The organism is Nocardia sp. NPDC020380 (assembly GCF_044386975.1).
In the GTDB taxonomy this organism is placed as follows: domain Bacteria; phylum Actinomycetota; class Actinomycetes; order Mycobacteriales; family Mycobacteriaceae; genus Nocardia.
The window spans coordinates 1-23,777 of sequence record NZ_JBIRVQ010000021.1 but is presented as its reverse complement, the minus strand read 5'-3'; the positions used below and the strand labels follow the sequence as shown (position 1 = coordinate 23,777).

25 protein-coding genes are annotated in these 23,777 nt (G+C 66.8%); 12 read left to right on the top strand and 13 right to left on the bottom strand.

The annotated features are described in order from the left end of the window. Positions 1 to 84 precede the first annotated feature (84 nt). Positions 85 to 861, top strand: coding sequence for a thioesterase II family protein (locus tag ACH438_RS40960; RefSeq protein WP_397015661.1), 777 nt, complete (start codon positions 85 to 87; stop codon positions 859 to 861). A gap of 53 nt (positions 862 to 914) precedes the next feature. Here ACH438_RS40960 and ACH438_RS40955 read toward each other — a convergent pair whose 3' ends face one another. Beyond that, positions 915 to 2,780: a BTAD domain-containing putative transcriptional regulator gene (locus ACH438_RS40955; RefSeq protein ID WP_397015659.1), complete on the bottom strand. Its 1,866-nt coding sequence runs from the start codon at positions 2,778 to 2,780 to the stop codon at positions 915 to 917. A gap of 1,188 nt (positions 2,781 to 3,968) precedes the next feature. Between ACH438_RS40955 and ACH438_RS40950 the strand changes: the two genes are divergently transcribed. After that, positions 3,969 to 4,502, top strand: a complete 534-nt coding sequence (locus tag ACH438_RS40950) for an ester cyclase (RefSeq protein ID WP_397015657.1) — start codon at positions 3,969 to 3,971, stop codon at positions 4,500 to 4,502. A 93-nt stretch (positions 4,503 to 4,595) separates the two neighbouring features. On the opposite strand, the gene ACH438_RS40945 is transcribed toward ACH438_RS40950, so the two are convergent. The 3 genes from ACH438_RS40945 to ACH438_RS40935 are packed head-to-tail and all read right to left on the bottom strand — an operon-like array spanning position 4,596 to position 6,750. Then, on the bottom strand, positions 4,596 to 5,333 hold the full coding sequence (locus ACH438_RS40945; protein WP_397015655.1) for an ABC transporter permease: 738 nt from the start codon (positions 5,331 to 5,333) through the stop codon (positions 4,596 to 4,598). Further along, positions 5,333 to 6,076, bottom strand: a complete 744-nt coding sequence (locus tag ACH438_RS40940) for an ABC transporter ATP-binding protein (RefSeq protein WP_397015653.1) — start codon at positions 6,074 to 6,076, stop codon at positions 5,333 to 5,335. The genes ACH438_RS40945 and ACH438_RS40940 overlap by 1 nt, the downstream gene beginning before the upstream one ends. 11 nt (positions 6,077 to 6,087) lie before the next feature. Then, the gene (locus ACH438_RS40935) at positions 6,088 to 6,750 is read right to left on the bottom strand and encodes an LppX_LprAFG lipoprotein (protein ID WP_397015651.1); all 663 of its coding nucleotides are present in this window, start codon (positions 6,748 to 6,750) and stop codon (positions 6,088 to 6,090) included. Positions 6,751 to 6,824: 74 nt separating this feature from the next. Here ACH438_RS40935 and ACH438_RS40930 point away from each other — a divergent pair, with 74 nt between their 5' ends. From ACH438_RS40930 to ACH438_RS40920, 3 genes are all read left to right on the top strand, one after another. Beyond that, on the top strand, positions 6,825 to 7,178 hold the full coding sequence (locus ACH438_RS40930; protein ID WP_397015649.1) for a PadR family transcriptional regulator: 354 nt from the start codon (positions 6,825 to 6,827) through the stop codon (positions 7,176 to 7,178). Beyond that, positions 7,163 to 7,831: a permease prefix domain 1-containing protein gene (locus tag ACH438_RS40925; protein ID WP_397015647.1), complete on the top strand. Its 669-nt coding sequence runs from the start codon at positions 7,163 to 7,165 to the stop codon at positions 7,829 to 7,831. Before ACH438_RS40930 ends, ACH438_RS40925 begins: the two co-directional genes overlap by 16 nt. An 84-nt stretch (positions 7,832 to 7,915) precedes the next feature. Further along, positions 7,916 to 8,269 carry a hypothetical protein gene (locus ACH438_RS40920; protein ID WP_397015645.1) on the top strand — a complete coding sequence of 118 codons (354 nt, stop codon included), beginning with the start codon at positions 7,916 to 7,918 and terminating at the stop codon, positions 8,267 to 8,269. Here ACH438_RS40920 and ACH438_RS40915 read toward each other — a convergent pair. Then, positions 8,238 to 9,197 (bottom strand): FAD-dependent monooxygenase, encoded by a 960-nt coding sequence (locus ACH438_RS40915; protein ID WP_397015643.1) that lies wholly within the window; start codon positions 9,195 to 9,197, stop codon positions 8,238 to 8,240. The genes ACH438_RS40920 and ACH438_RS40915 overlap by 32 nt on opposite strands. A 62-nt stretch (positions 9,198 to 9,259) precedes the next feature. On the opposite strand from ACH438_RS40915, the gene ACH438_RS40910 reads away from it, so the two are divergent. The 3 genes from ACH438_RS40910 to ACH438_RS40900 all read left to right on the top strand — a co-directional run bounded on the left by ACH438_RS40910 (position 9,260) and on the right by ACH438_RS40900 (position 12,950). Beyond that, positions 9,260 to 11,470 carry a LuxR C-terminal-related transcriptional regulator gene (locus ACH438_RS40910; protein WP_397015641.1) on the top strand — a complete coding sequence of 737 codons (2,211 nt, stop codon included), beginning with the start codon at positions 9,260 to 9,262 and terminating at the stop codon, positions 11,468 to 11,470. 60 nt (positions 11,471 to 11,530) lie between these two features. Then, positions 11,531 to 12,331 carry a BTAD domain-containing putative transcriptional regulator gene (locus ACH438_RS40905; RefSeq protein WP_397015639.1) on the top strand — a complete coding sequence of 267 codons (801 nt, stop codon included), beginning with the start codon at positions 11,531 to 11,533 and terminating at the stop codon, positions 12,329 to 12,331. Between the two features lie 106 nt (positions 12,332 to 12,437). Continuing rightward, positions 12,438 to 12,950 carry a hypothetical protein gene (locus ACH438_RS40900; RefSeq protein ID WP_397015637.1) on the top strand — a complete coding sequence of 171 codons (513 nt, stop codon included), beginning with the start codon at positions 12,438 to 12,440 and terminating at the stop codon, positions 12,948 to 12,950. A gap of 6 nt (positions 12,951 to 12,956) precedes the next feature. Here ACH438_RS40900 and ACH438_RS40895 read toward each other — a convergent pair whose 3' ends face one another. Beyond that, positions 12,957 to 13,976 carry a hypothetical protein gene (locus tag ACH438_RS40895; RefSeq protein WP_397015635.1) on the bottom strand — a complete coding sequence of 340 codons (1,020 nt, stop codon included), beginning with the start codon at positions 13,974 to 13,976 and terminating at the stop codon, positions 12,957 to 12,959. Positions 13,977 to 14,094: 118 nt separating this feature from the next. Between ACH438_RS40895 and ACH438_RS40890 the strand changes: the two genes are divergently transcribed. Next, complete coding sequence (locus ACH438_RS40890; protein ID WP_397015633.1) at positions 14,095 to 14,322, top strand: hypothetical protein; 228 nt, start codon at positions 14,095 to 14,097, stop codon at positions 14,320 to 14,322. Between the two features lie 39 nt (positions 14,323 to 14,361). On the opposite strand, the gene ACH438_RS40885 is transcribed toward ACH438_RS40890, so the two are convergent. Further along, positions 14,362 to 15,288, bottom strand: a complete 927-nt coding sequence (locus ACH438_RS40885) for an LLM class flavin-dependent oxidoreductase (protein ID WP_397015631.1) — start codon at positions 15,286 to 15,288, stop codon at positions 14,362 to 14,364. Between the two features lie 150 nt (positions 15,289 to 15,438). On the opposite strand from ACH438_RS40885, the gene ACH438_RS40880 reads away from it, so the two are divergent. Next, positions 15,439 to 16,671, top strand: a complete 1,233-nt coding sequence (locus ACH438_RS40880) for a serine hydrolase domain-containing protein (protein ID WP_397015629.1) — start codon at positions 15,439 to 15,441, stop codon at positions 16,669 to 16,671. A 72-nt stretch (positions 16,672 to 16,743) separates the two neighbouring features. Here the strand turns inward: ACH438_RS40880 and ACH438_RS40875 are convergent, their stop codons facing one another. Further along, on the bottom strand, positions 16,744 to 17,130 hold the full coding sequence (locus ACH438_RS40875; protein WP_397015735.1) for a winged helix-turn-helix transcriptional regulator: 387 nt from the start codon (positions 17,128 to 17,130) through the stop codon (positions 16,744 to 16,746). Between the two features lie 182 nt (positions 17,131 to 17,312). Between ACH438_RS40875 and ACH438_RS40870 the strand changes: the two genes are divergently transcribed. Further along, on the top strand, positions 17,313 to 17,969 hold the full coding sequence (locus ACH438_RS40870; protein WP_397015627.1) for an FMN-dependent NADH-azoreductase: 657 nt from the start codon (positions 17,313 to 17,315) through the stop codon (positions 17,967 to 17,969). A gap of 35 nt (positions 17,970 to 18,004) precedes the next feature. Here ACH438_RS40870 and ACH438_RS40865 read toward each other — a convergent pair whose 3' ends face one another. From ACH438_RS40865 to ACH438_RS40850, 4 genes are read right to left on the bottom strand one after another with little or no spacing between them, the layout of a single operon-like run. Continuing rightward, a complete protein-coding gene (locus ACH438_RS40865; protein ID WP_397015625.1) occupies positions 18,005 to 18,883 on the bottom strand; it encodes a sigma-70 family RNA polymerase sigma factor in 879 nt (292 codons plus the stop codon). A gap of 34 nt (positions 18,884 to 18,917) precedes the next feature. Beyond that, positions 18,918 to 19,325 carry a VOC family protein gene (locus ACH438_RS40860; RefSeq protein WP_397015623.1) on the bottom strand — a complete coding sequence of 136 codons (408 nt, stop codon included), beginning with the start codon at positions 19,323 to 19,325 and terminating at the stop codon, positions 18,918 to 18,920. A 53-nt stretch (positions 19,326 to 19,378) separates the two neighbouring features. Continuing rightward, positions 19,379 to 21,223: an alpha/beta fold hydrolase gene (locus ACH438_RS40855; protein WP_397015621.1), complete on the bottom strand. Its 1,845-nt coding sequence runs from the start codon at positions 21,221 to 21,223 to the stop codon at positions 19,379 to 19,381. Between the two features lie 21 nt (positions 21,224 to 21,244). Next, positions 21,245 to 21,847 (bottom strand): TetR/AcrR family transcriptional regulator, encoded by a 603-nt coding sequence (locus ACH438_RS40850; protein ID WP_397015619.1) that lies wholly within the window; start codon positions 21,845 to 21,847, stop codon positions 21,245 to 21,247. Between the two features lie 123 nt (positions 21,848 to 21,970). On the opposite strand from ACH438_RS40850, the gene ACH438_RS40845 reads away from it, so the two are divergent. Then, positions 21,971 to 22,813, top strand: coding sequence for an esterase/lipase family protein (locus ACH438_RS40845; RefSeq protein ID WP_397015617.1), 843 nt, complete (start codon positions 21,971 to 21,973; stop codon positions 22,811 to 22,813). A 16-nt stretch (positions 22,814 to 22,829) separates the two neighbouring features. Here the strand turns inward: ACH438_RS40845 and ACH438_RS40840 are convergent, their stop codons facing one another. After that, positions 22,830 to 23,429, bottom strand: coding sequence for a TetR/AcrR family transcriptional regulator (locus ACH438_RS40840; RefSeq protein ID WP_397015615.1), 600 nt, complete (start codon positions 23,427 to 23,429; stop codon positions 22,830 to 22,832). Positions 23,430 to 23,777 lie beyond the last annotated feature (348 nt).

Below are 23,777 nucleotides of genomic sequence, written 5' to 3'. Positions count from 1 at the left end.
TGGCGCGCGAGTGTCCGGTGCGGCGGCCGTCGCGATATCGCGGCGGAACGTGCCAGCCACGACGCGCGAATACGCTACGAGAACATGGACGACGAGAAGAACTGGTTCAGGCGGCTGGCGCCCGCGGACGGGGCCGGGCACCGGCTCGTCTGCTTCCCGCACGCCGGCGGCGCCGCGAGCTACTTCCTGCCGGTGGCGCGGGCGCTGGCACCGGAGGTCGACGTGATCGGGGTGCAGTATCCCGGGCGTCAGGACCGCCGCCACGAGCCCGGCATCGGGGATATCGGTGAACTCGCCGACCTGATCCACGAATTCATGCGGACCTGGACGCCCGGGCCGCTCACCTTGTTCGGGCACAGCATGGGCGCGGTCATCGCGTACGAGGTGGCCCGGCGACTGCGCCGCGACGGTCCCGGCGGGCCCTTGCACCTGTTCGCCTCCGGGCGCCGCGCACCACATCTGCAGCGCGGGGAGATGGTGCATCTGCGCGATGATGCCGGGATCGCCGCCGAGGTGCGTGCGCTCGGCGGCACCGAATCCCTGCTGCTCGAGGATCCGGAAGTGCTCGCGATGATCCTGCCCGCCCTGCGCAGTGACTATCGCGCGGTCGAGACCTACCGCTTCGTCGCGGACGGCCCGCCGCCGTGCCCGATCACGGTCCTCACCGGCGATCGTGATCCGCACACGACCGTCGACGAGGCCCGGGAATGGGCCGGGCATTCACGAGATCCGTTCGATCTCAAGGTGTTTCCCGGTGGCCACTTCTTCCTGAGCAGTAATGCCACCGAGGTGCTGGCTCTCCTCTCCGATCATGTCGCCGCCACCGGATCGAGCCGGGTGACCGGCTCGCGGGTGGAGTGATCGGCTCGCGGTGCGGGACGCGGCACTGTCCGCGTCCTTCACCGCGCGTCCGGTCAGGACGGGAGTCGTTCGGCGGGCCCGAAGGACACGTCGGTCGGGTAGCCGTGCTGGCTGAGCCGGCGCAGCGCGGCGATGTAGTACCCCGACAGCTCCTCCTGATACAGGCGTTCGCGAGCGAAAGCCCAGCTCAGGCGGTCGATGGTGTAGCGATCCCGGTTCGGCCCGCGCAGCAGGTGCACCTCGGCCAGATCCTCGAGCAGGTCCTCGGCCCGGTTCTCCGAACATTCCAGCAGCACCGCGATGGTGTGGGGGCGGATGTGACGGCTGGAGATCATGCCGAGCCAGCGGAAAGCCTTGCGCAGCTCGTCCCCGTCGCGGGGCCGCTGGCCCAATGCCTCGTACCAGCGATCCAGCGCCGTGCGCATCGAAAGGTCCCCGACCTGCAGTTCATTGAGGAGCCGCTGGGGATCGGCGAGCCTGCGCGCGGTTTCGTCCAGGCTGCGGTTGGGCCGGTTGAGCAGCCGCAGGCCGATGACGCGCAAGGCCAGCGGCAGACCGGAACACACTTGTACGACGGATCGGGCCGACTGGATCTCGTTGTCTATCCGCTTCTTTCCGATGATCCCGGCCAGCAGATCCATCGCGATGTGCTCGTCGAGCGGCGCCAGCGCGATGGTGCTGGACCCGTCGAGGTCGGACAGCCGCCGGCGGCTGCCGACCAGGACCCGGCTGTCGCCACTGCCGGGCAGCAGCGGACGCACCTGGGCCGCATCGCAGACATCGTCGAGCACGATCAGCACGCGCCGCCGTGCGAGGACCGAACGATAGAGAGCCAACCGGTTGATGTCACTGTCCGGGATGGCAGCCCCGGGCAACCCCAGGCTGATCAGGAATCGTGTTGCCAGCGAGCCGGGATCGACCGGTGATCCGTCCGGTCCCGCGAGACTCGCGTAGAGCTGACCGTCGGGGAAATCGCCGCTGGCGGCATGGGCTACCCGCAGCAGCAGGCTCGTCTTCCCGATCCCGGCCGCACCGGTGACGATGCCCGCCGCCACCGCCTGCCCGGAATCCGAGCGCGCGGTGAGCAACTCGTACAGCGCATGGGTTTCGCCGCTGCGGCCGGTGAAGTCCCGCACTTCGGGTGGAAGCTGTGCGGGCATGGGCATTTCGGCGTTTTCCACCACGGGCGGGGGATCGCTCAGCGGTGTGGAAGTGATGGTGATGGCAGGCTGGTCTTCTCCGCGCAGGATGCGTCGTTGCATCTCGCGCAGTTCCACGCCGGGTTCCATGCCGAACTGCCCGACCAATTCGTCGCGGACCCGCTGGAAGAGTTCGAGCGCTTCGGGCTGCTGCCCGGCGCGGAACAAGGCGAGCATGAGCCGGCCGACGAAGGCCTCGTTGAGCGGTTGTTCGCGCACGACTCTGCGGAGTTCGGGCAGGATTTCGGCGTGGCGGTGTAGTTCGAGCTGCATGTCCACCCGCCATCCCAGGGTCTGCAGGCGTAGCTCGCGCAGATGGCCGCTCTCGGATTCGTGCAGTCGCGAGCACGGCACATCAGTGAAAGGGTCACTGCGCCACAGGCTCAGGCCGCGGTCGAGTTCTTCCACCGCGCCCGCGAGTTCCCCGGACTCGGCGAGTGTCTTGGCCGTGCGCCGATGGGACAGGAACCGGCCGAGATCGGTGTCGTTGTCCTGGATCTGGATTCGGTAGCCGGGCGCGCGGGTCTGGATTCGTTCCACTCCGAACGGGCCGAGTGCGCGCCGTAACCGCATGACGTAGGTGCGGACCGTGGCCGCGGCGCTCGGCGGGAGTGGATCATCCCAGACGAATTGCGCGATGCGGTCCACGGATACGATCTTGTTTGGATTGAGCAGCAACGTCGTCAAGACGATGCGCTGCCGCGGTGCCGAGATAGCCACTTCACGTTCCCCCGAGCGGACAACCAACGGGCCGAGAATCAGGAACTCCACTACCTCTCCTTCTGGGAGCAGTACGGGACAGGCCCCCCTGTGCCTGAACTGCTTACATGAACCTGTCCATCCACTGCTGCCCGGCAGCCACCCGGTGATTGGTCACCGCTTCCCCCTCAGGCTCCCGAGTTATTGCAGGTTCAACACGAGTTGAATCAGATATGACCGAGTAAATGTGTGACACGCACATCGATGGGCGCTTCGATTCTTTCGTCAACTTTTTGGCGGTAAATATGTTCGATGCGAATTTCCGAAGTAATACTGGCGAATTCTGAGCGACAATGAACGCTGCCACCCTGCGGAGTGCGACCCCGGACAACACCTCCTGTACCAACTATCGAACTCATCATGAACTCGGGTGACGGTACCAGAGGTTGTACACTACCGTCGATAACAGTAATCTCCGGTCTCCAGTATTCCTCACATCGCTTTCCTGCGCCTTTCGAGGCCGGGTCGGCCCTGTTTCGAATAGACGACCGACCGGTCTGTATTGGGCGAAAAGCGAGCTTCTCCGCTGGTCCGGCCGTTTGCCTGCCCTGCTGCCCTCTCGGGAGATCGTCCCCGCTGGGCGGTGATAGCGGTCCGCTCTGGAATTGATTGCGGCACGCGACCTTCGGTCCGTGCCTCCGCGACGCGGTGGCGGCCGGGCCGGGCGGGCCCTGCGCCGGCGGGTGGCGGGCGTCGTCCGCCGGGCGCTCCCACACCGTCGCAGCATGCTGTATTCCGGCCTTGCTCCACCCTCGAGCGAGTTGATGCAAACGGCCCGGCAATATCCACCGGCGCCATTGTTCGACCGGATTGTTTCTGTCGTTAATTATCCGGGTAGCGGGTTATTCCCGAACCCGACCAACTTGTCGGTAGGGTCCGGGCCGGCTATCGGATGACGATAATCGGCCATCGCGAATTCCCTGACAGCAAATCGATCACAGACTTCGGTCCAGCTACCCTGAGGCGAATCTGCGGGATCGCATGCCGGGGACTCGCTACGAGGTCATGCAACAACGGTGTCGTTGCATTCGGCATTCGAACCGCGCAGTTGTTTTGTTATTGCATTTATCCACGCGAAAAGCCCGTCCGACTCCCGCCGCAGGTGCACACTGTGAATGCGGTTCTTACGATGAAAAGAGGAGAATCAGAATGTCCACACCCGGCACGCTCGAAGCCAACAAAGCGGTAGTCCAGAGCTTCTTCGATCAGGTGGTCAACAAGCGCGATATGACCGCCATCGCCGATCTCTTCGCGCCCGACTCCCGCGGCACGCTGGAAGCCGGCGGCAGCACCGCATTCGAGGCCGTCGCGAAGCCCAGCGCCGCTGCCGCGGCCGCCATGCCCGCCCAGTCGGCCCAGGCCATCCACACGATTACCGAGCAGGCCCTGGAAGCCTTCCCCAATATGCGGGTCCAGATCGACCTCATGGTCGCCGAGGGCGATACCGTCGTGGTCCGCTGGACCGAAACCAGTAATCACTTCACCGGAGTCAGCGGCAACGGTCAGCACGTGCCGATGTCGAGCATCGATTTCTTCACCGTCCAGAACGGCAAGATCACCTCATTGGTCTCTCGCCCCGATCTCACCGGCGCCCTCAAGGCCCTCAATGTACTGCCCGACGAATTGTCGTCGCGGCTCACCGCGCCGAACCAGGGCGCAAAGCTGTTCCGCGCCAGCCGCTGACGGCTCAGGTAAACGAAAACGCTTCAGCCCTCGACCCGCAACGACCTGGTACGTGGCCACCCAGGAGCTGCGGGTCGAGGGCTGTCCGGGGGATCAGTTACTTTGGCGGCGAAGCGTTGCCGCTCCGGCGAAGAGCGTCGAGACGGCGAAGACCGCGATCACCAGCAGGTCGAGCCAGAGCCGGGTGGTGGGGAGCGGGAAGGTGCCGACCTCGCTCATGGCCTCGGCGGCATAGCGCAAAGGCATGACGTCACTGGCGATCTGCAGCACCGTCGACATCTCGTCGCGCGGCCAGATCAATCCGCACAGCAGGATCTGCGGAAACACGATGGCGGGCATGAACTGCAGGGCCTGGAATTCGGTGCGGGCGAAAGCACTGGTCAGCAGGCCGGTGCAACAGCCGAGAATGGCTGTGCTGACGGCAATCAGCAGGACCGTCGCGATATTGCCCTGCGTCCGCAGATCCAGCAGGCCGTAGGCGACCGCACACGCAATACCGGCCTGGACGGCGGCCAGGACCGCGAAGGCGATGGCGTAGCCGAAGAGCAGATCGAGTTTGTGCAGGGGAGTGCTGAGCAGGCGTTCGAGGGTGCCGCTGACGCGTTCGCGCAGCATGGCGACGCTGGTGATCAGGAACATCGAGGTGAAGGGGAAGATACCGAGCAGCATCAGCCCGATCTGATCGAAGATGTCGAGCCGATCGTCGAAGATGTAGCGCAGCAGTGCCAGCAGCAGGCTCGGGACGGTGAGCACCAGGGCGATGGTGCGGCGGTCGTGGCGGACCTGGGTGAGTACTCGCAGCGTGGTGGCGAAGACCAGTGAAACAGACATCAGGCAGGCACTTTTCGGTCGTCGGAGGTGTCGTTCCGTCGCAGGATCAGGCGCAGGAAGGCCTCTTCGAGGTCCGCCGCACCGGTGGCGGCGCGCAGGTCGGCGGGTGTCTCGTCGGCGAGCAACCGGCCGTCGCGCAACAGCAGCAGGCGTTCGCAGCGATCCGCCTCGTCCATGACGTGACTCGAGACGAGCAGTGTGGTGCCGGCCTCGGCGAGTGCGTGGAATCGGGCCCAGATATCGCGGCGCAGCACCGGATCCAGCCCGACCGTGGGTTCGTCGAGCACCAGTACCGCGGGATTGGCGAGCAGTGCGCACGCCAGCGAGACGCGCGCGCGTTGTCCGCCGGAGAGCGCGTCCACCATGCGATCGGCGATATCGGCCAGGCCCACATCGCGAATCGCGGCATCGGCGGAAGCCGCTCCGGTGCCTTGGATCTTGGCGAAGTAGCGGGCGTTCTGGCGAATGGTCAGATCGCCGTAGACCGAAGGCTGTTGTGTCACATAGCCGACCTGCCTGCGCAGCTCGGCCGCGCCCGCCGGTCGGCCCAGCACGGTGACACTGCCCGATCGGATGCGCTGCACGCCGACGATGGCGCGCAGCAGAGTCGTCTTGCCCGATCCGCTGGGACCGAGCAGACCGGTCACGCTGCCCGGCGGCAGCGCGAAACTGATGTCGCGCAGCACCTCCTGCTTGCCGCGGCTGACAGTGAGATCGAGCACTTCGATGGTGTTGTCCGGCATGGCGGGTTCCTTCACGATTCGATGCCCGGCACCGAGGCCGACTGTGATTTGGACACCGTGACGGTCAGATGAGCGTCGGGGTGGTCCGGAAAACCGAGCACGGTCTGCAGCGGCAGATGGGCGCCGCGCACCCGCACCCAGACCGTCAAGGTGGCGTCGCGGGTCGTGCCCGGCAGGATCGAGGCCAGTGCCGAGGCGGGCACTACCGCCTCGATCTTGAACGCGTCGACGCCGGTGAACTCCTCGCGCCCAACGGTTTCCGGGTCCCGCAGCGAACGCAACAGCTGCGCCAGCCCGCCGTCGCGCCCGATCATCGCGCTCGGGCTGGGGAAACCGGCCGGCATCGGCACGAGAGTTCCCTTGTCGGACTTACTGAACACCTTGCCCTGCGCGGCGACGAACCGCGTCACCGAACCGCTGGGCAGTGTCGCCGCACCGGTGGCGCTGCCACCGTCCTTCTTGGACACGTCGGCGTCGAGTGTGCGCAACGGGAATCCCGGCACCGTGCCCTGGGCCTGCAGGACCACATGCGCGGAACCTATTGCGCCGGCCGAGATCGCGGCATCGCGCATCATCAGCCCGGCATCGGGTAGTCCTCCCGATCCGTCGGCGCAGCCGGTGAGCACACCGGCGGTGGTGAGCGCGATGACCGCGCTCGCGATCCAGTAGCGCACCGGGAACCTCCTATGGGTAGGGACGCTACCCAAAGGCTAGGCGACTTTTCCGCCGAAGGGTAGGCTTGCTACCCATGAGTGCAGAAGTGCTGAAGGGACACCTCGACGGCATGATCCTGGCCGTGCTCGCCGACGGCCCACGCCACGGCTACGGCGTCATCGACGCACTCCGCACTCGCACCGGCGGCCGCTTCGACCTCCCCAAGGGCACCATCTATCCCGCACTGCACCGGCTCGAACAAGCCGGGCTGATCGACGGCGCATGGTCCCGCGAGGGCGGCCGCCAGCGGCGCACCTACACCCTCAGCGCCGCCGGGCACCGGCGACTCGGAGTGGAGCGGGCGTCCTGGCGCGACTTCGTCGCGGCGGTCGGTGGCCTGATGGAGGGGACAGCCGGAATGGGGGAACAACCATGGCCCGCACTGTGATCGACGACTACCTCGACGACCTGGGCACCCGCCTGACGGGCACCTGGTGGGAACGCCAGGCGATCCTCGCCGAGATCGGCGACGGCCTCCTCGACGCCGCGGAACACCATCGCGCACAAGGACTTTCCCTCGAAGCCGCCCAAGCCGCCGCCGTCGAAGAGTTCGGCGGCCCCACCGCCGTCGCCGAGGAATTCACCCCGGTGCTGTCCGGCAAGCGGATTCACCGTTACGGCTGCACCCTCACCAGCCTCGGCCCGGTGATCGGCATACTCTGGGGAACCGCAGCCCTACTGGGCTCCTTCAGCGCCGTCCCGCGCTCCCTCACCATCCTCGGCCTGATCCTCATGGGCTGCGCCGTATTCGTCGGCGTACCGGCCTCGTTCGCCGCCGTCGCCTCCACCGGCCGCGCAAGCCATTTCGTCCGCATCCCCACCCGACTGGCCGCCAAGGCCCTACTGGTCACCGCCATCATGTCCGTCTTCATCGACGGCACCCTCCTGATCACCCTGCTGACCCTGATCGCCGAAGCACCCCGCGACCTCGTGGTACTCCCGGTGACCTTGGGTGCCCTGATGAGCATCACCCGCATCACCATCGCAGTCACCAGCGTCCCCCGCCTGAGCCCTGACCGCGCCCTGGCCGCAACCGCATAGGACCCGAGCCGGAAGGCTTGAAACGGGGTTGAAATCCTGATTGCCGATAGTGGCGTCGAGATCATCGACTACCGAGGAGCAATCATGTTTCGAGCTGTTGTTATCGGCGCTGCGGGCATTATCGCCGGGGGTATCGCGACCGCCGGATCCGTCTCGGCCGCACCCGCTTACGACGTCTGCGGTGAGGCGGAGTACGTGACGGACCTGGAAGTTTCGTTGTATCACGGTGAGCCGCAGGCTGACCCGCAGGCTGCTGCGGCGCGGGCGCAGTTGTTCGGGGCGAACGCTCCGGCCGAGATCAAGACCGATGCCGTTATCGAGGGGTATGCCGAGACCGCTGTGCTCGATGGTGTGCCGGTGTCGTTCGTGTACAGCCTGGATCCGGCGATCCAGGCTTGGGGTGATGTTATGGACTGGCATACCGATCATTGCCTGTAATGCCTTGCGGTGCCGCGCTACCGGGACAGTTGAGGGTGGCGAGGGCATCGTGGAGCAGGTCGGCGCGGGGTGGGCGGTGGGGCCAGACGGCGGCGATATGGCCGTCGGGCCGGACGAGGACTGCCCCGTGCCGGCCGAGGTGGCACAGCTCTGCTTGTTCGGCGGTGAGGCTTTCGAAGCGCACCGGATACGACCCGGAGGGTTGCTGCTTCCACAGCCACCGGTCGGGGGTGAACACGGTGAACCATTCGCCCATCGCGTCGAGGGTGGAGCGGTCGGCGCTGAGCCACAGGTGTGGCATCCGATGTCCGGGCTCGGCGGTGGGGATGTAGTCGGTGCCGGTGTCGGCTGCGGCGTCGTCGCCGGCCAGGACCGCAGCCGAGCGATAGGTGACACCGAGTACCAGCCCGAGCTGGGCGAAATACTGCTCCGACCAAGGCAATTCGACTTCCTCGGAGGCCGTTGCGCCCTCCTGCAGCTGGGCGTGGCGCCGCTGCTGCGCCTGCGCCATCAGCCGGGAGTTGTCCACCGCCTGATCCAAGGTCCGTAGCGCGACCGGAAGCCGCTCGACCCCATAGGTTTCCAGCAGATCCGGCGCTGCCCAACCGGAGAGGACCCCGGCCAGTTTCCAGCACAGATTGTGCACATCGGCGACCCCCGTGTTCATGCCGAGACCACCCGCGGGCGGGACCGCATGCGCCGCATCCCCGGCCAGCAGCACCCGGCCGTGCCGGAAGCGCTCCGCGACAGAGGCATTCACCACCCAGGGCTGGACCCGGATCACCTCGACCTGGACATCTCCGCCCGGCCCGATGGCCTGCGAGACGAGTTCGGCCCAGTCGGCGGGTGCCTGATCTCCGGAGACGTTACCCACCCAGGCCCACCCGCCCTCGGGATAGACCGGGCCGAAGAACCCGTGTGCTGTCATGTAGACACCTGCGGGCTGTTCACTGCGCCACTCGTCGAGATCGGCGTCGAAGACAGCCGGCGGTGAGCCGCCTGGAGCTGGTGGGGCTGTCCGAATCGGAGGTCGGGCAGCTGCTCACCGACCTGATCGGCGACGGCCAGGCCGCCGCGGATGTCTGCGCGCGCACCCGCGGCAATCCCTTCTTCGTCACCGAGCTGGCGCGGCTGTTGTCCAAGGACGCGAATGCCGTACTGCCCGAACGTGTCCGCGATGCCGTGCGGGGCCGGCTGGATCGGCTCGGCCCGGCCTGCCGCGAGATCGTGGCCGCCGCGGCCACGGTCGGCTCGGGAGCCGGTACCGGCGCGCTCGCCGCGATCACCGGATTCGGCGTCCCGGCCGTGCTGGCCGCGCTCGACGAGGCGAGCGCACGGGGAATCCTGTCCAGCACAGGCGGATTCGAACACGACCTGGTGCGCGAGACCGCCCGCCTGGAAATCCCGACCGCGCAGCGCCTCGAATTGCACCGGCGCATGGCCGATTACCTCATGCAGCGGGTCGATGCGAACGACCGCGTCGCCGAGATCGCATTCCACCTGCTCGGATCACTACCCGCCGGCGATCCGGCGGAGACAGCGAGATGGGCCGAGCGGGCAGCGAACCGGGCGATGAAGCAACTCGCCTGGGAGGAAGCGGCGATGCTGTACGGCCGCGCCGCCGACGTATCCGCCGACGCCGGTCTGGGCGAGCGTGACCGCGCTCGCCTGCTGACCGGCAAGGCGCGCGCCCAGGCCCGCGGCTCCGATACCGACGGCGCCCGCCGCTCCGCGCTCGCGGCCGCCGAACTTGCCCGCGCGGTCGACGACGTGCCCGGGCTGGCCGATGCGGCGCTGGCCCTGGAGAGCATTACCGACCACTGGATCCAACCGTGGAAGCCGTTGCACGAGGAAGCCTTCGAACGCCTCCCCGACGGCGACAGCGCGCAAAAGGCCCGGCTGCTCGCACTGTGGGCGATCCAAGCGTCCTACAGTTCGCCCGGCGAAGCCGAGGAACGCTCGGCCGCGGCGCTGGCGATGGTGGAACGGGTCGATGATCTGCGGGCGTTGCGGGAAGTATTGCGCGCCAGGCAGATTGCCCGCAGCGGACCCGACGGCGTGCACGAGCGGATCACCCTCGGCGACCGGATGACCGCCATCGCCGTGGCCACCGATGACGACTTCGCCGCATTCTGGGGCCACATCTGGCGATTCGACGCCTACGTGCAACTCGGCCGCATCGACCACGCCGACACCGAATTGGCCGCCGCCGGCCGTCGTGCCGAGATCCTGCGCTCCCCGCTGGCGCGCTGGCACGCCACCCGCAGCGCCGCCGCACTGGCCTTGGCGCGTGGACGTTTCGACGAGGCCCGCGACCTCGCGGAACGCGCGCTGTCGCTGGCCCGGCTGGCCTCGCATATCGGCGCGATCCGGCCCTCCGAGGGCTTCCTCTCGATGGTCGACGTGCCGACCGGGCGCGGCCGCGAACACGCCGACGACTACTGCAAGGGCGCGGCCGCGGCCTTCCCGCCCTTGCGCGCATTCGGCGCGGTCATGGTGCTGGGCGTGGGCTGCCGGGCCGAAGCGGAGCAGCTCTATCGGACGCTGCTGCCGTTCGATTCGCTGCCGATCTTCATCCTGCTGGCCGTCCTGGCCGACGCCGCCGAACTGGCCGCCGAATTCGACGACAAGGCCATGGCCGGCGACATCTATCGCAGGCTCGCACCCCACGGCGACCTGTTCGCCTGCAACGGTGCGGGAATCACCGCCGTGCGCGGCAGTGTCCAGCTGCCGCTGGGCCGTTGCGCGGCGACACTCGGCAGGCTCGACGACGCGGCCCGCCATCTGCGCAAGGCCGCGGAACGCAACGAGCAGGCCGGATTACGGCCATCGGAGTTCGAGGCCCGCTTCGAACTCGCCCGCGTGCTCGCGCGCCGCCGCCGGACCGGCGATCAGGAGGAAGCGGCCGCGATAGCGACGGCGACCGCGGCGAGCGCCGCCGAGATCGGCATGATCCCGCTGCACGAACGCTGCCGGGATCTGGCGGAATCCTTGGCCGATCGCGCGCCGGGCCCGCTCACGCGCCGCGAACGCGAGATCGCCGAACTGGTCTCGCGCGGACTGACCAACAAACAGATCGCCGCGGCCCTGCACATCGCCGAACGCACCGCTGAGAACCACGTCCAGCACATTCTGGCCAAACTGGACTTCGCGAGCCGCGCCCAGATCGCGGCGTGGATGGCCACCAATCGCCGGAACTGAGTACCGCGCCTGAGTACTCCCGCGGACGTGGATCAGCGTGGTGGCGGCAACGATCGGAACATGACGACGGATCGCCCACCCGCACTGTTCTTCCGGATCTTGGGGCCGACGCAGGTCGAACGTGATGGCGCCGCACTCGGCATCGGCGGGCGGGTGTCACGGCGTATGCTCGCCGCCCTGATCGCCGGGGGCGGGCAACCGGTCTCCGATGACACGATGGCCGAACATATTTGGGAACGCCCGCCCGCGCGGGTCGTGGAAACGCTGCGGGTGATCGCCTGGCGGCTCCGCGAAGCCCTCGGCCCCGACGGCCGAATCTTGCTGCCGCGCAGTGAATCCGGCTACGCCCTACTACTCCCGCCCGGCATGACCGACGCTGACCTGTTCGGCGAGCGTGTCACCCGCGGAATCTCGCAGCTGCACGCCGGTGATGCGGCGGGCGCCGTCACGACATTCGAAGCAGCGCTGGCCCTGTGGCGCGGGGAGCCCTGGGCCGATCTGGCCGGCACGGTAGAGCTCATGGGCCCGCGCCAGGCCCTGGCCGAATTGTTCGAAGCGGCAAGCGAAGAACTCCTCGCCGCACGCCTCGCCGACGGCGACACCGCCACCGTGATCGCCGCCTCGCGCACCGCGGTCGCCGCCGGACCGTATCGGGAACGCCGCTGGGAACTCCTGGCACTGGCGCTCTATCGCGGCGGACGCCAGGCCGAAGCCCTGGCGGAGCTGCGGCGCGCACGCCAGCTGCTGGTCCGTGAGATCGGGGTCGAACCCGGACCGGCGTTGCGCAGCCTGGAACGCCGAATCCTCGCCCACGACCCGGGTTTGCTCGAACCCAGCGTGCGCGAGCTCCTCTACGCCTGACCAGCGTGCACTGAAATGGCTTTGAAATCGCCGCATGTGAGCATTCGGGGCCATCACCGATCTTCCCCTGCGAAAGGACCGACCGATGTCGAGCTGGAGAACCTGCGTGACCATAGTGGCTGCCACGGGAGCGCTTTTCGCGCTCACCGCCTGCGGGCAGAGCAGTAAACAACCGACCACCACCGCTGCGACCGTTCCCACGATGGCCGCGGCCGGTTTCACCAAGGACCCGTGCTCGCTGCTCACCAGCGCCGAACTCACGCCCGCCCTGGGCGGCGGCGCCACACCCGCGCCCGGAGTGAACGCCATGGGACTGCACAAATGCGACTGGACCCGCCCGGATGAGAATCTCCCGGAAGGCATCCCGGACTTGAGCCTGTCCTACTTCTCGGCAGCCACCTCGAAGGCCTTCGCCGACGCCATCCACCAGCACCTCCCGCCCGCCGCCGATGAGAGACAGCTCGCCATCGGCGACGGCGCGGTCCTGAAAACCGACAACACGATCATCGATGTGCTGGTAGGCAATTCGGTGTTTCGGCTGACCGGCTACTCCCAGCACCCGCTCTCCGACGACACCCTCACCAGCCTGGCCACCGCCGCCGCCAAACGCCTGGCCTGAGGCCGGCTACAGGGCCAGGTCCGCGACGGCGGGAACGGTGCCGGCGTCGGTGAGCTGTTTGTTGTTGTAAGAGAGGGTGTATTTGCCGCTGACCGGTGAGGCGACGACGAAGACCAGGATGTTGTGCGCACTGTCGCTGACGGTTTCCGGATAGAGCGCATCGCAGCAATAGGGGCTGCGGGTATTGGCGGTCACGGTGCTGCCGTCCGGTGACCGTAGCGAGAATTCCTCCCGGTCGACGTTGTAACCGCTGGTGGCGCAGCTGGATCCGCAGGTGACCTTGATCTTCACCGCGACCGTGGTCTTGTTGCGTTCACCGGCCACGTAGCTCGGGGTGATCGTGGCTCCGGTCAGATCGATCTGGATCTGGTCCTGGACCATATGCGTGGTCAGCGGCACGGTCCGCGGGGCGACGCTGTCCACTTTGGTCGCGGGGTTCAGCGGGATGGTGGTCTGGTTGTCGGCGGGCGCGCCGTAGATCAGCGACACACCATCCAGGACGGTCGAGAGATCGCACGAGCTATCGGCGAGATCGGCCGTGATGGTTCCCGGGGCATTCCCGCCGGCGGGGATCTCGGGCACGGTGCTGGTCGTTTCGATGCTCTTGCTCGGCGTCTTGATCGTCGCCGTCGCGCTCGGTGATGCGGCCTCGCTGTCGCTGAGATTGGTGTAGGTGACATCGAGGGTGAGCGCGCCGGCATGGGGCACCGTGGCGCGCTTTACGGTGATCGACATGCCGCCCCACCAGCCGATCTGATTCAGAGTGCGCGAAATGCCTTCTGGCGTCGGTGAATCGGAGGCCGTATGCGCGGCATCGGGGGCGCTCGTCCCCGGACACGTGACGGTGGATCCCGTCGGTGCGCCACCGGCGGCGACCGCCGAAGTCGCGGTGGCCGCCGGAAGATTCGCCACCCCCGTCGGTGTCCCCGCGGTGTCGTGACCGCACCCGCTCGCGGTGAGGGCGACCAGCGCGATGACGCCACCCGTCGTCGCCGCCCAGCGATGGCCGAACCGTATGGTGTTCATGCGGAATCTCCAGTCCCCTCGATTGCTGTGGCGACGACGATCGCAGCTCGCCATTTCATCGGGCTTACAGCTGTCTCCGGTGTCGGCGGTGTCCAGGTCTTTCCCGTGCCGCGCTGTAATGCAGAGCAATGTCGAGAAGTCCGGAGCGGAGCTCGTTCTCGACATCACCGTCGAAGAGCAGGACGGTGTGCACGGTGAGCACGCCGTGCTCTTCCTGGCCCAAGGCGACGGGTGGGTGCGCCGGGACAACCTGGTGCAGCTGATCCCCGAAGTCGATCTGACCACGGTGGCCTTGGCGGACCACGAAGTCATGATGACTGCTCCCTACCCGCGCGTACATCCGTGAGGTAGTCACGGGCCGTTGGTCTTTCGTGCAGAGGCGGGGTTATCTGGCGCGCAAGGCGGGCGGCGTCTCGGCCAGCGCGTCGAGTTGGCGCTGGGCATCGAGTGTGCCGAGGCGTAGCACCAGATGCTCGGCGCCCGCGTCGAGGTAGCGGTGCAGCCAGTCGGTGCATTCCTCGGCGGAACCGCCGAAATAGGCTTGGACCGTGGCCATTTGGTCGAGTGGGCGGCGATAGTAGCGCTGGACGTACCCGTCGAGCTCGGCGCGCGCCTTCGCGGCATCGGGATCGAGGTTGATCGTCGCGTACATGGCGGCGGTGATCGGGCGGTCCGTGAGATCGCCGATGGCCGTCCATGCCCGGGCGTACGCGTCCACGCTGGGCAGGAACGGCAGCCAGCCGTCATAGTGGCGGGCCACGCGCCGCACGACGCGAGAAGTGTCGCTGCCGGCCAACCACACCGGCGGTCCCGCGTGGCTCGCGGCAGGCAAGGCGGCCGACAGGTCGTCGAGACTCCAGTACCGTCCGTCGAAACCCGCGGCGCCCGACCAGCTTGCGCGCCAGATCGCGACCGTCTCGTCCAATCTGCCCACCCGTTCGTCGAACGAGATCCCGAGCGCCGAGAACTCCGCCCGGCTCTCCGGCAGCGGGAATCCGGCGCCCACCCCGAGTACGAGCCTGCCGGCGCTGAGCTGATCCACGGTCGCGGCAGTGTGCGCGCCGAGCAGGGGGTGGCGCAGGGTGGCGGTCAGCGCGGCTGTACCCAGCTGCACCCGGGAGGTGGTCGCGGCGGCCGCGGCCAGCAGTGGCAGCGGATCGACGCGCGTCCGCGCCAAAGGCGAGTCTCCGATCCATACCGAGTCGAATCCCGCGTCTTCGGCCGCGACCGCGAATTTCACCAGTCCCGCGGCATCGTGTGCGCCGGTCATGGCGGTCTCGCGGCTGGGCAGCATGATGCCGATTCGAACCATGCCGCTGATCCTCGGCCTCGACCGGTCAGGCGGCAATTACCTTGCAGGTAAAGACAAACCAAGTGGTATGAGACTAGGCTGGCAAACACTTCGTAACCACAAACCAGCGGACCCGGACGGAGAGTTATGGGATTCCGACGGGGTGTAGGGGTGGTTGTCGCGACCGTGGGGTTGACGGTGGCAGCCGGGTGCGGGTCAACGACCGATACCAGCGGATCGAAAGAACCCGCCTATGCCGCGACACTGCGGCCCATCATCGAGAAATTGATGAAGGACAACGCCATTCCGGGCGCGGTAGTCCTGGTCGAATCGCCCAAGGACGGAAACTGGACCGCCACCTTCGGCACCGGGACACTCGGCAAGAACGTCCCCATGACCGTCGACGACCACTTCCGCATCGGCAGCAATACCAAGACCATGACCGTCACGGTGCTGATGCAACTGGCCCAGGAAGGCAAACTCGGCCTCGACGATCCGATCGCCAAGTATTGGCCCGGCGTACCCAATGGGGACCGCATCACGCTGGCTCAGCTCGCCGAAATGCGCAGCGGCCTCTACAACTACACCTTCGACGAACAATTCAGCGCCGATGTCGACAAAGACCCGCAAAAGGTGTGGACCCCACAGGAGTTACTGGACATCGCCTTCGCGCACCCGGTCGATTTCGCGCCGGGGGAGAAGTTCGAATACTCCAACACCAACACCATCCTGCTCGGACAGGTCATCGAGAAGGTCACGAAAATGCCGGTGGCCCAAAGCTTCCAGCAGCGTATCTTCGATCCTCTCGGACTGGAGAACACCTCCTTCCCGGCGGCCACGGACTCCTCGATCCCCGACCCGCATCCGCAGGGCTACGCCTACGGCACCATGGTCTCCACCATCTCCACCTACGCCCTGCCACCGGACCAGCTGGCCGCCGCATTGGCCGGCACCTTGCAGCCCGGCAATCAGACCCAGTCCAGCCCGTCATGGACCGGCACCGCCGGCGCGGCCATCTCGACCGTCGGCGATATGGCCACCTATGTGAAAGCCCTGGTCCACGGCGGCCTGCTCGACAAACAGATGCAGCAGACCCGCATGAACAGCATCCAGCCCATCGACCCGTCCGACCCGGCGATGGCCGGCTACGGGCTGGGCATCGTGCGATTCGGTACCCATCTGCTCGGACACGACGGCCAGATCCCGGGCTACATGACCTTCATGGGCTCCGACCCGGACTCGGGCCTCACCATCGTGGTCGCCACCAACCTGGCCACCGTCCCCACCGGCGAAGGCTCAGCGCTGGTCCTGGTCAAGGGCATGCTCCCCGCCTTCTACGGCGCCAACGCCCTCCCCGGCCGCGACCCGGCCCAACCCGGACCCACCGCCTCGCCTACGCGTTAGATGTTGCGGGCCAGACGGTTTCGGTCGAGCTGAAGGACAAGGCACCGTCGGCCTGAGGTCGAGGCTCGCCGTTCAGGACCGGGCCGACACGGTATCGGCGTGGTCGCGATTGGCACGGATCTCGTCGTGATGGTCTGCGGCCCAACCGATCAGCTGCATGACGATCGCATGCAAGCCGTGACCGAGGGGTGTGAGTGCGTACTCCACCCGAGGCGGCACCTCGGCGTAGGCGGTCCGCGTGATCAGCCCGTCCTGCTGCAGCTGCTGCAGGGTGTGGGTGAGCATGCGCTGGGAGATGCCGGGGATGCGGCGCTGCAGGTCGGTGTAGCGCAGGGGGCCGTCCTCGAGGATGGCGACGACCAGCATGCTCCATTTGTCGCCGACCCGGTCCAGGACTTGCCGGACGAAGGTCATGCGGTCGGCGGGGATGTTCGCGCACGGCCCGATCGCGGCCGCCATCTCGATACCCGGGTTGTCCTGCATAGCGCCCATTCCTCTCCGTCGCACACACCGCTGTGCCTTTTGTAGGCCCTCCGATTCTGACGCATCATGTGGCTGCGAACAAAAAGTATGAATCGAGGTCGAGTCGGTGAAATTGAGATCTGGGCCCCGGCCCCACTTCACCGCCTCCTCTCGCATCTATGAAAGGCACACCAGCCATGTCGTATCTGCTGCACATCGATTCCTCCGCACTCGGTGCGGCCTCGGTCTCCCGCCAGGTCGCGCTGTCCTTCCGCGATCAGTGGCAGGGCCCGGTCGTCCACCGCGACCTCGCCGCGAACCCCGTGCCGCACTTGAACGCCGCGGGCGTCACCGCCCGCGACACCGACCCGGCCCGCCACACCCCCGAGCAGGCGAAGGCCGCCGCTGTCCAAGACGAGCTGATCGAGGAGTTCCTCGGTGCGGGCGCATACCTGTTCACCGTGCCGATGTACAACCTGTCGATGCCGTCGGTGTTCAAGGCGTGGCTGGACCAGATCATCATCGTCGACCGCACCCTCAACCTGAGCGGCCCGGCCCCGACCGCAGGCCGCCCGGCGGTGCTGATCTCGGCCCGTGGCGGCGGCTACGGCCCCGGCACTCCCAAACACGGCTTGGACTTCGTGGTACCCACCCTCGAAGCCGTCCTGGGCCAGCTCCTGGGCTTGACCGTGACCACGGTGATCCCCGAACTGACCATGGCCCCGCACGCACCGGCCCTCGCCTCACTACTTCCCCTGCACAAGGCATCGATGGACGCCGCCCACGAACAAGCACGCCATCTCGCCACAACCTTTGCCACCACTCGAGCCGCCTGACGGTTCCTGAGGCGACGAGCTCGAAGAGTGGTCCGTCACTCCACAGCGGGTAGATGAATCGCCATGAGCCGCAACGTGTCCGCGACGATGTCGATGCCCGTGATCCGGTCGTCCGTGATCGTGAACGCGATGACCGACAGCGGCGTGCCGTCGCTGCGGCGCGAGATGTAGCCGGTGCGACCGTTGACCAGAACAGGTTGGTGCCCTGCGACTTCGCCCGCGAAGGCACGAGCTGCGGAAGCGACCGCGGTCGCGCCGAGGGTGACGAAGACTCCGGAAGGTGTCTCGACCTGGAGGCGCACATCCGGGTCGAGCACCCGTAACAGTGCCTCGAAGTCACCGCCGAGTGCGGCGGCGCTGAATGCTTCGGCCACTGCGCGCCGTGCGCGCCCGTCGGTCGGTGCCGGCTCGCCGGCTTGCACCTTCCGGCGGGCGCGGCTGGCGATCATCTTGGTGGCGTCGGCGGATTTGCCGAGGATCTGACCGATTTCGACGAAGGGCAAGGCGAAGACGTCGTGCAGGACGAAGGCCAGCCGCTCATTCGGGGTGAGCGAGTCCAGCACCACGAGCAGTGCGATGCCCACCGCGTCGGCGCGCGCCACCGTTTGTTCCGTGGTGGGCGCGTCGTCGGCGGTGACCAGAATTTCGGTCAGGGTGTCGCCGTAGTACATCTCGGGGCGGGAACGGCGCGCCCGCAACAGATCGACGCTGAGCCGGCCGACCACCGTGGTCAGCCAGCCCGCCAGATTGTCGATGGTCGCGGTGTCCTGGCGAGCGAGCCGGAGCCAGGCGTCCTGCACCACGTCCTCGGCGTCGGCCTGCGAGCCGAGGACCTGAAAGGCGAGTGACCGCAACCGATCCCGGTGCGCCTGGAACACTTCGGCTACCGAATCGATCCGGTTGTCTTCGGTCATGATGCTTCTCACCTCTCTCGGCGCCAGGCGATTGTCAGTTGTCGGTGCGGCCGGGATTTCGCTGCTGGCGCAACGAGATCCGGTTCCCGTCGGGATCGACCGCTTCGATGCGGACGCCGAACGGGTAGTCCTCCGGCTTGTCCTGAACGAACGTCACACCCCGTTCCCGCAGCACCTCGAAGTCACGACGCAGATCCTCGGATTCGAGGATGAGCGGGCCGGGGGCGACCGCCGCGGGTTCGGCGACGGGCTGACCGGCGGAGGCCGGATGCGACCACAGGATGATGTCGCCGGGACTGCCCGCGACCCCGACGGTGAGGAAGCGGCCGTCGGGCCCGGGGTAGTCCAGTCGTCGTTCCAGCCCGAGCTTTTCGGTGTAGAAGCTCAGCGCACGGTCCTGGTCGGTGACGTAAATCGTGGTGAACAGAATCGACTTCAGCACGGTCTCTCCAAGTCCCTGGTGTCGGATCGGCGGCCGGATCGTCCGGCCGTCACTCATATGACGAGTGGCGGCTGCGGAAGGTAACGCGCGGCGGGATCGAGCGAGGTCTGGATCGCCTGCGTGAGGTCGGCGGGGTGGGTGAGCTGCGGATGGTGTCCGGCAGCGTCGATCGTGGTCACCCGCAGACGGTCACCCAGCGCATCGATCAGTTCCGGCGCCAATGGTGCGAGGGGGTCCTGGGAGCCGACGATGAGGTGGACGGATCCGCTGAATTCGGTGAGCTGCTGAATCAGGCTCGTACGCCACCGATGCTCGGTCGAGGCACGCAGCAGGCGTGCTGCCCGGCCCGAAGTTCCGGCCCGCCGGAGATCGGCGACGCTGGTCCGCAGCAATGGTGCGCTGCTCTCACTGCCGGTGAGCTGCCGCGACAATGCCTCCGCGCTCATACGCCGGAGGAGGTGCGCGGTGAGGAAGCTGAGGCGGGCACTCGCCCCCGCGGGCTGCTGCAGGAAGAACGGCGCCACCAGCGTCAACTGCCGCACGCGGTCGGGATTGCGGTCGGCCGCCTCGACGGCCGCGGCCGCGCCGATGGAGTGCCCGACCAGATGGTGACTTTCGCTGCTCGACAGCAGTTGTTCGAGCCAGTCCGGCCACATTCGGCTGTCTCCGTTGCTCATTCCCAGACCGGGCAGATCGGCCACGATCGCCGGCTGCAGGGTTTCCGCGATGCCGCCCCAGGTGTCGGCATTGACCGGCAGACCAGGTAGCACGATGGTCTCTGCGTGATCGGGTCCCACCCGGAAGGTCCGCACACCGGCGTACTCGGCGAATCCCCGGTTCAAGCTTGTGGTGGCGGCTTCGCCGAATCGTTGTGCCGCAAGGTGATCGGCCCACCGCTGAATCGCGGGCACCGATTCCGGCAGTGCCATCCCGTGCCGATCGGCAAATTCTCGGGCTGGTTCGGTGGGGTATCGATCGGTCGACATGAACCTGATGGTTTCCGGATCGGCCTTGGTCAGTGCACGCGGCAGCACTTTCAACAGGCCGACAGGGATCCCGAACGCCGGAACCTTGACCCGATAATGCTGGGCCACAGCACGAAAGAGCTCCGGCAGCGCGGGCGTCGCGTCATCGAGTATCCAATAGGCATGCCCCGCCGAGTCCGGATCCAGCGGCAGCAGACTCATGAACCGCGCCAGATAGTCCACGGGGACAACAGGAACGAACGTCTCGTTGTTGCCGGGAAGAGCAGCCAGCGTGCCGTTCCACAATTGACTGAAGCTCTCCGCCAAACCCAGGTACTGATCGGATTCACCGGTTGCGCCGACTCCGCTGACGGTGGAGGGGTTGACGATGCTCCAGGGGACACCCAAACGGTCGGCCTCGGCCTGAAAGACCGCGTCGGACTCGGCTTTGGAGGCTTCGTAGGAACCCAGTGTGCGATGGGCGCGGTGAATACGTTCGGCGCTCCACGGCACCTCGGCCGGATCCTGGCCTCCTGTCCGATATCCCGACACCAGCACCATCCGCCGCAGCCCGCTCATCTCGGCGGCCAGTGCCACGACCTCTCGGACACTGTCCACGTTGGCCTTCCGCGCCTCGTCTTCGGACATTCCGAATCGATAGGCGCCCGCACAGTTGTAGATCTCCGTGACCCCGGCCAGATCGTCCACCGCGTGCAGCCCGAGCGAAGGCGCATCGAAATCGACCGGCACCAGCTCCGGCAGTGTCCGGCAGCCGTGCGCCGAGAGCCAATCGGTAAGGCCCCGATAGGACCGCTGCGTGCGGCACGCCGCCAGCACCCGGACCCCCGCCGCATCGAGGGCCAGGATCAGATGCCGGCCGACGAATCCGGTGGCGCCGAAGACCAGCGCGTTCCGGGTTTCTACTGAATTCATTTGTTCTCCAACGTGATTCATTTAGGTCGCGATCGAACTCGCGGGAGGTTGATCGAGTAGGGGGCCGAGCACGCGCCCGGCACTGGCCAGTGGACGGGTATCGCGCGCCGCGCGGCTGAGGATGATCGCTCCTTCGAGCGTGCTCACCGTCGTCTCCGCGAGGTCGCGTGCGTGATCGGCCGAATGCCCAAGGGCCACGAGGTAATCCGCGACAGGCGCGATCCAGGATTCGTACGCCGCGGCGCAAGCCGACCGCAGCCGATCGCTGTGCGCCCCCATCTCCAAGGTGACCACCGAAACCGGACACCCGAGTTCGTAATCACTCCCGGTGAGCAGCCCGGCCAGCGCCTCCACGACCCGCGCAACAAGTTGCCCGGGCGTCGGCGCATCAGCCGTCACCTGGGCGATGAGCTCCTGAAACTGCGTGGCAGCCTTCCCGATCGCCTGCTCACCGAGCTCCTCCTTCCCCTGCGGAAAGTGGAAATACATCGACCCACGCGGCGCCCCCGCCTGCGCGAGCACCGTATTGATCCCGGTCCCGGCATACCCGTGCGACTGCACCAATTCGAGCATCGCGTCGACCATCCGAGCGCTGGTCGCCTCACCCTTGCGTACTGCTGGCATACCGAAACACTAGACCGGTCTACATATTTTCTGCAATAGCGACCGCCGCCATCGGGTCGGTGCGGGCGGTCGATGCTGAGGGATTTCTGAAGGTCTGGAAGCGCCCTATCGCCGGAGCGGCAAATGAGGTTCTATCAAAACGATAGTAAGTTCGCCGAGGGATCCGATCAGGTTCTCGGCTCGGTTGCGGATGCCGGACACGAAGGATTCGACATGAGAATCGGGACAACCATTGTTGCGATGGCCGGCGTGACGGCTGTCGCGTCTGTACTGGTGATGCACGCTGGCCCAGCGACTGCGAAAAACCCTGCCGACGGAATTACCGCTTGCGCCTCCGGAACTCGCACGCAGGACCCGGTCCTGGTCGTGCACGGCTGGCACGGCCCCATTCAGGGGATGACCAGCGACATGGAACCGATCGCCGCAGCACTGCAAGCCGACGGACGCTGTGTCTACAACCTGGACTACAGCTCCGACCTCGGCCCGCAAACCATCGTCGGCCAGTTCACCGACGCAGTACATCGGATTCTGGCGGTCAACTCCGCCCAGTCGATCAGCCTGGTCGGCCACTCCGAAGGCGGGCTGATCGTGCGCGCGGTGAGCATGCAATTCCCCGCGGCCGCCAATCCGGTCGACAAGGTGGTCGCCATCAGCGGCCCGCAAACCGGAACCGGCCGCCTCAGTGGACTATCCGCGGACATGACCAGCTACATCGCACAGCTCAACAGTGGCCCCACCCCGGTAGCGGCGTCGGTGAACTACACCATGGTCGCCTCCCGCGACGACAAGATCTCCGACCCACCCACCATCGGTTTCGTCGACGCCTCGAACGTACGCAACATCTGGCTGCAAGACGGCTGCCCACAAGACAACTCGGGCCACATCGAGGAACTGAAGGACTCGCACCTGATCGGCATCGTGACCAACGCCCTCGACCCCGACCAGCACCCCACCATCCCGTGCTGATCCGTCGGCCGGGGATTCAGTTGCCGTGCACCATTCCGTCGACGACCTTGTCGTAGGCGGCGATGACGCGCCGGTCGAGCTCTGCCAACGGTATTCCGGTGTCACGCGACATCGTTTCGCGCAGAACGGAATAGCCGGCGTAGGCGGCGGCGGTCAGGGCGTGCAGGGCCTCGCCGTCGGCATCGGCCGGCAGCGCACCGGTCGCCTTGTCGCGTTCCAAGGCAGCCCGGGTCTGCTCGAACTCCGGGAACACCTGGAACTCCTCGTCGTGATCGAGTGCCAGCAGGGCCGCGAACCGCAGATAGGTCTGCTCGGTGAGCGCCAGCCGGAAGATAACCTTCCTGCGCGAGGCGAAGTCGCCCTCCCAATGTCCGGGGCGTTCGCGTCGAAACCGCTCTGCTCCCCGCGCGAGCGCGGCTCGCAGCAGCGACCTCCGGCTCCCGTACATCTGGTAGATCTGCCCGCGGTTCACCCCTGCCTCGGCGGCTACCTCGTTCAGATTCAGCCCCGCCAGCACCCCGTCACGATCGAACAATCGCTCGGCGGCATCGAGCAGATCGGCCTCGGTACGCGCGCGATCCCGCTTCTTGCGACCGGATTCCAGATGTCGCGTCATATCCTCAACCCCATCCGCATCGAACTTTCTGCAGCTCACAGCACATGTCCTACTGTTAGTAGCTTACCGCTAGTCCGCTTGCGTCCCTGTCTGGAACCTCGAAATCGGGGGAGTGGAGATGCCTCCCGGTTGATGTGAAATGCCAACGGTTCGGAACGGGATCGGTTAGCCTCCCTGCAGACCCCCTGCAAAGAGAAGGACCGCTGTGCACGTGAGCGTAAGGGTGACCCGGATTGTGTTCACCGTTCTGGTTGCCCTCGGGTTGGAGGGTTCGGCCGCTGTCGCGGCGGCCGATGACACCCCGCAGCGCCCTGGTCACACACTGGTCGTCCTCGGGGACTCGTACTC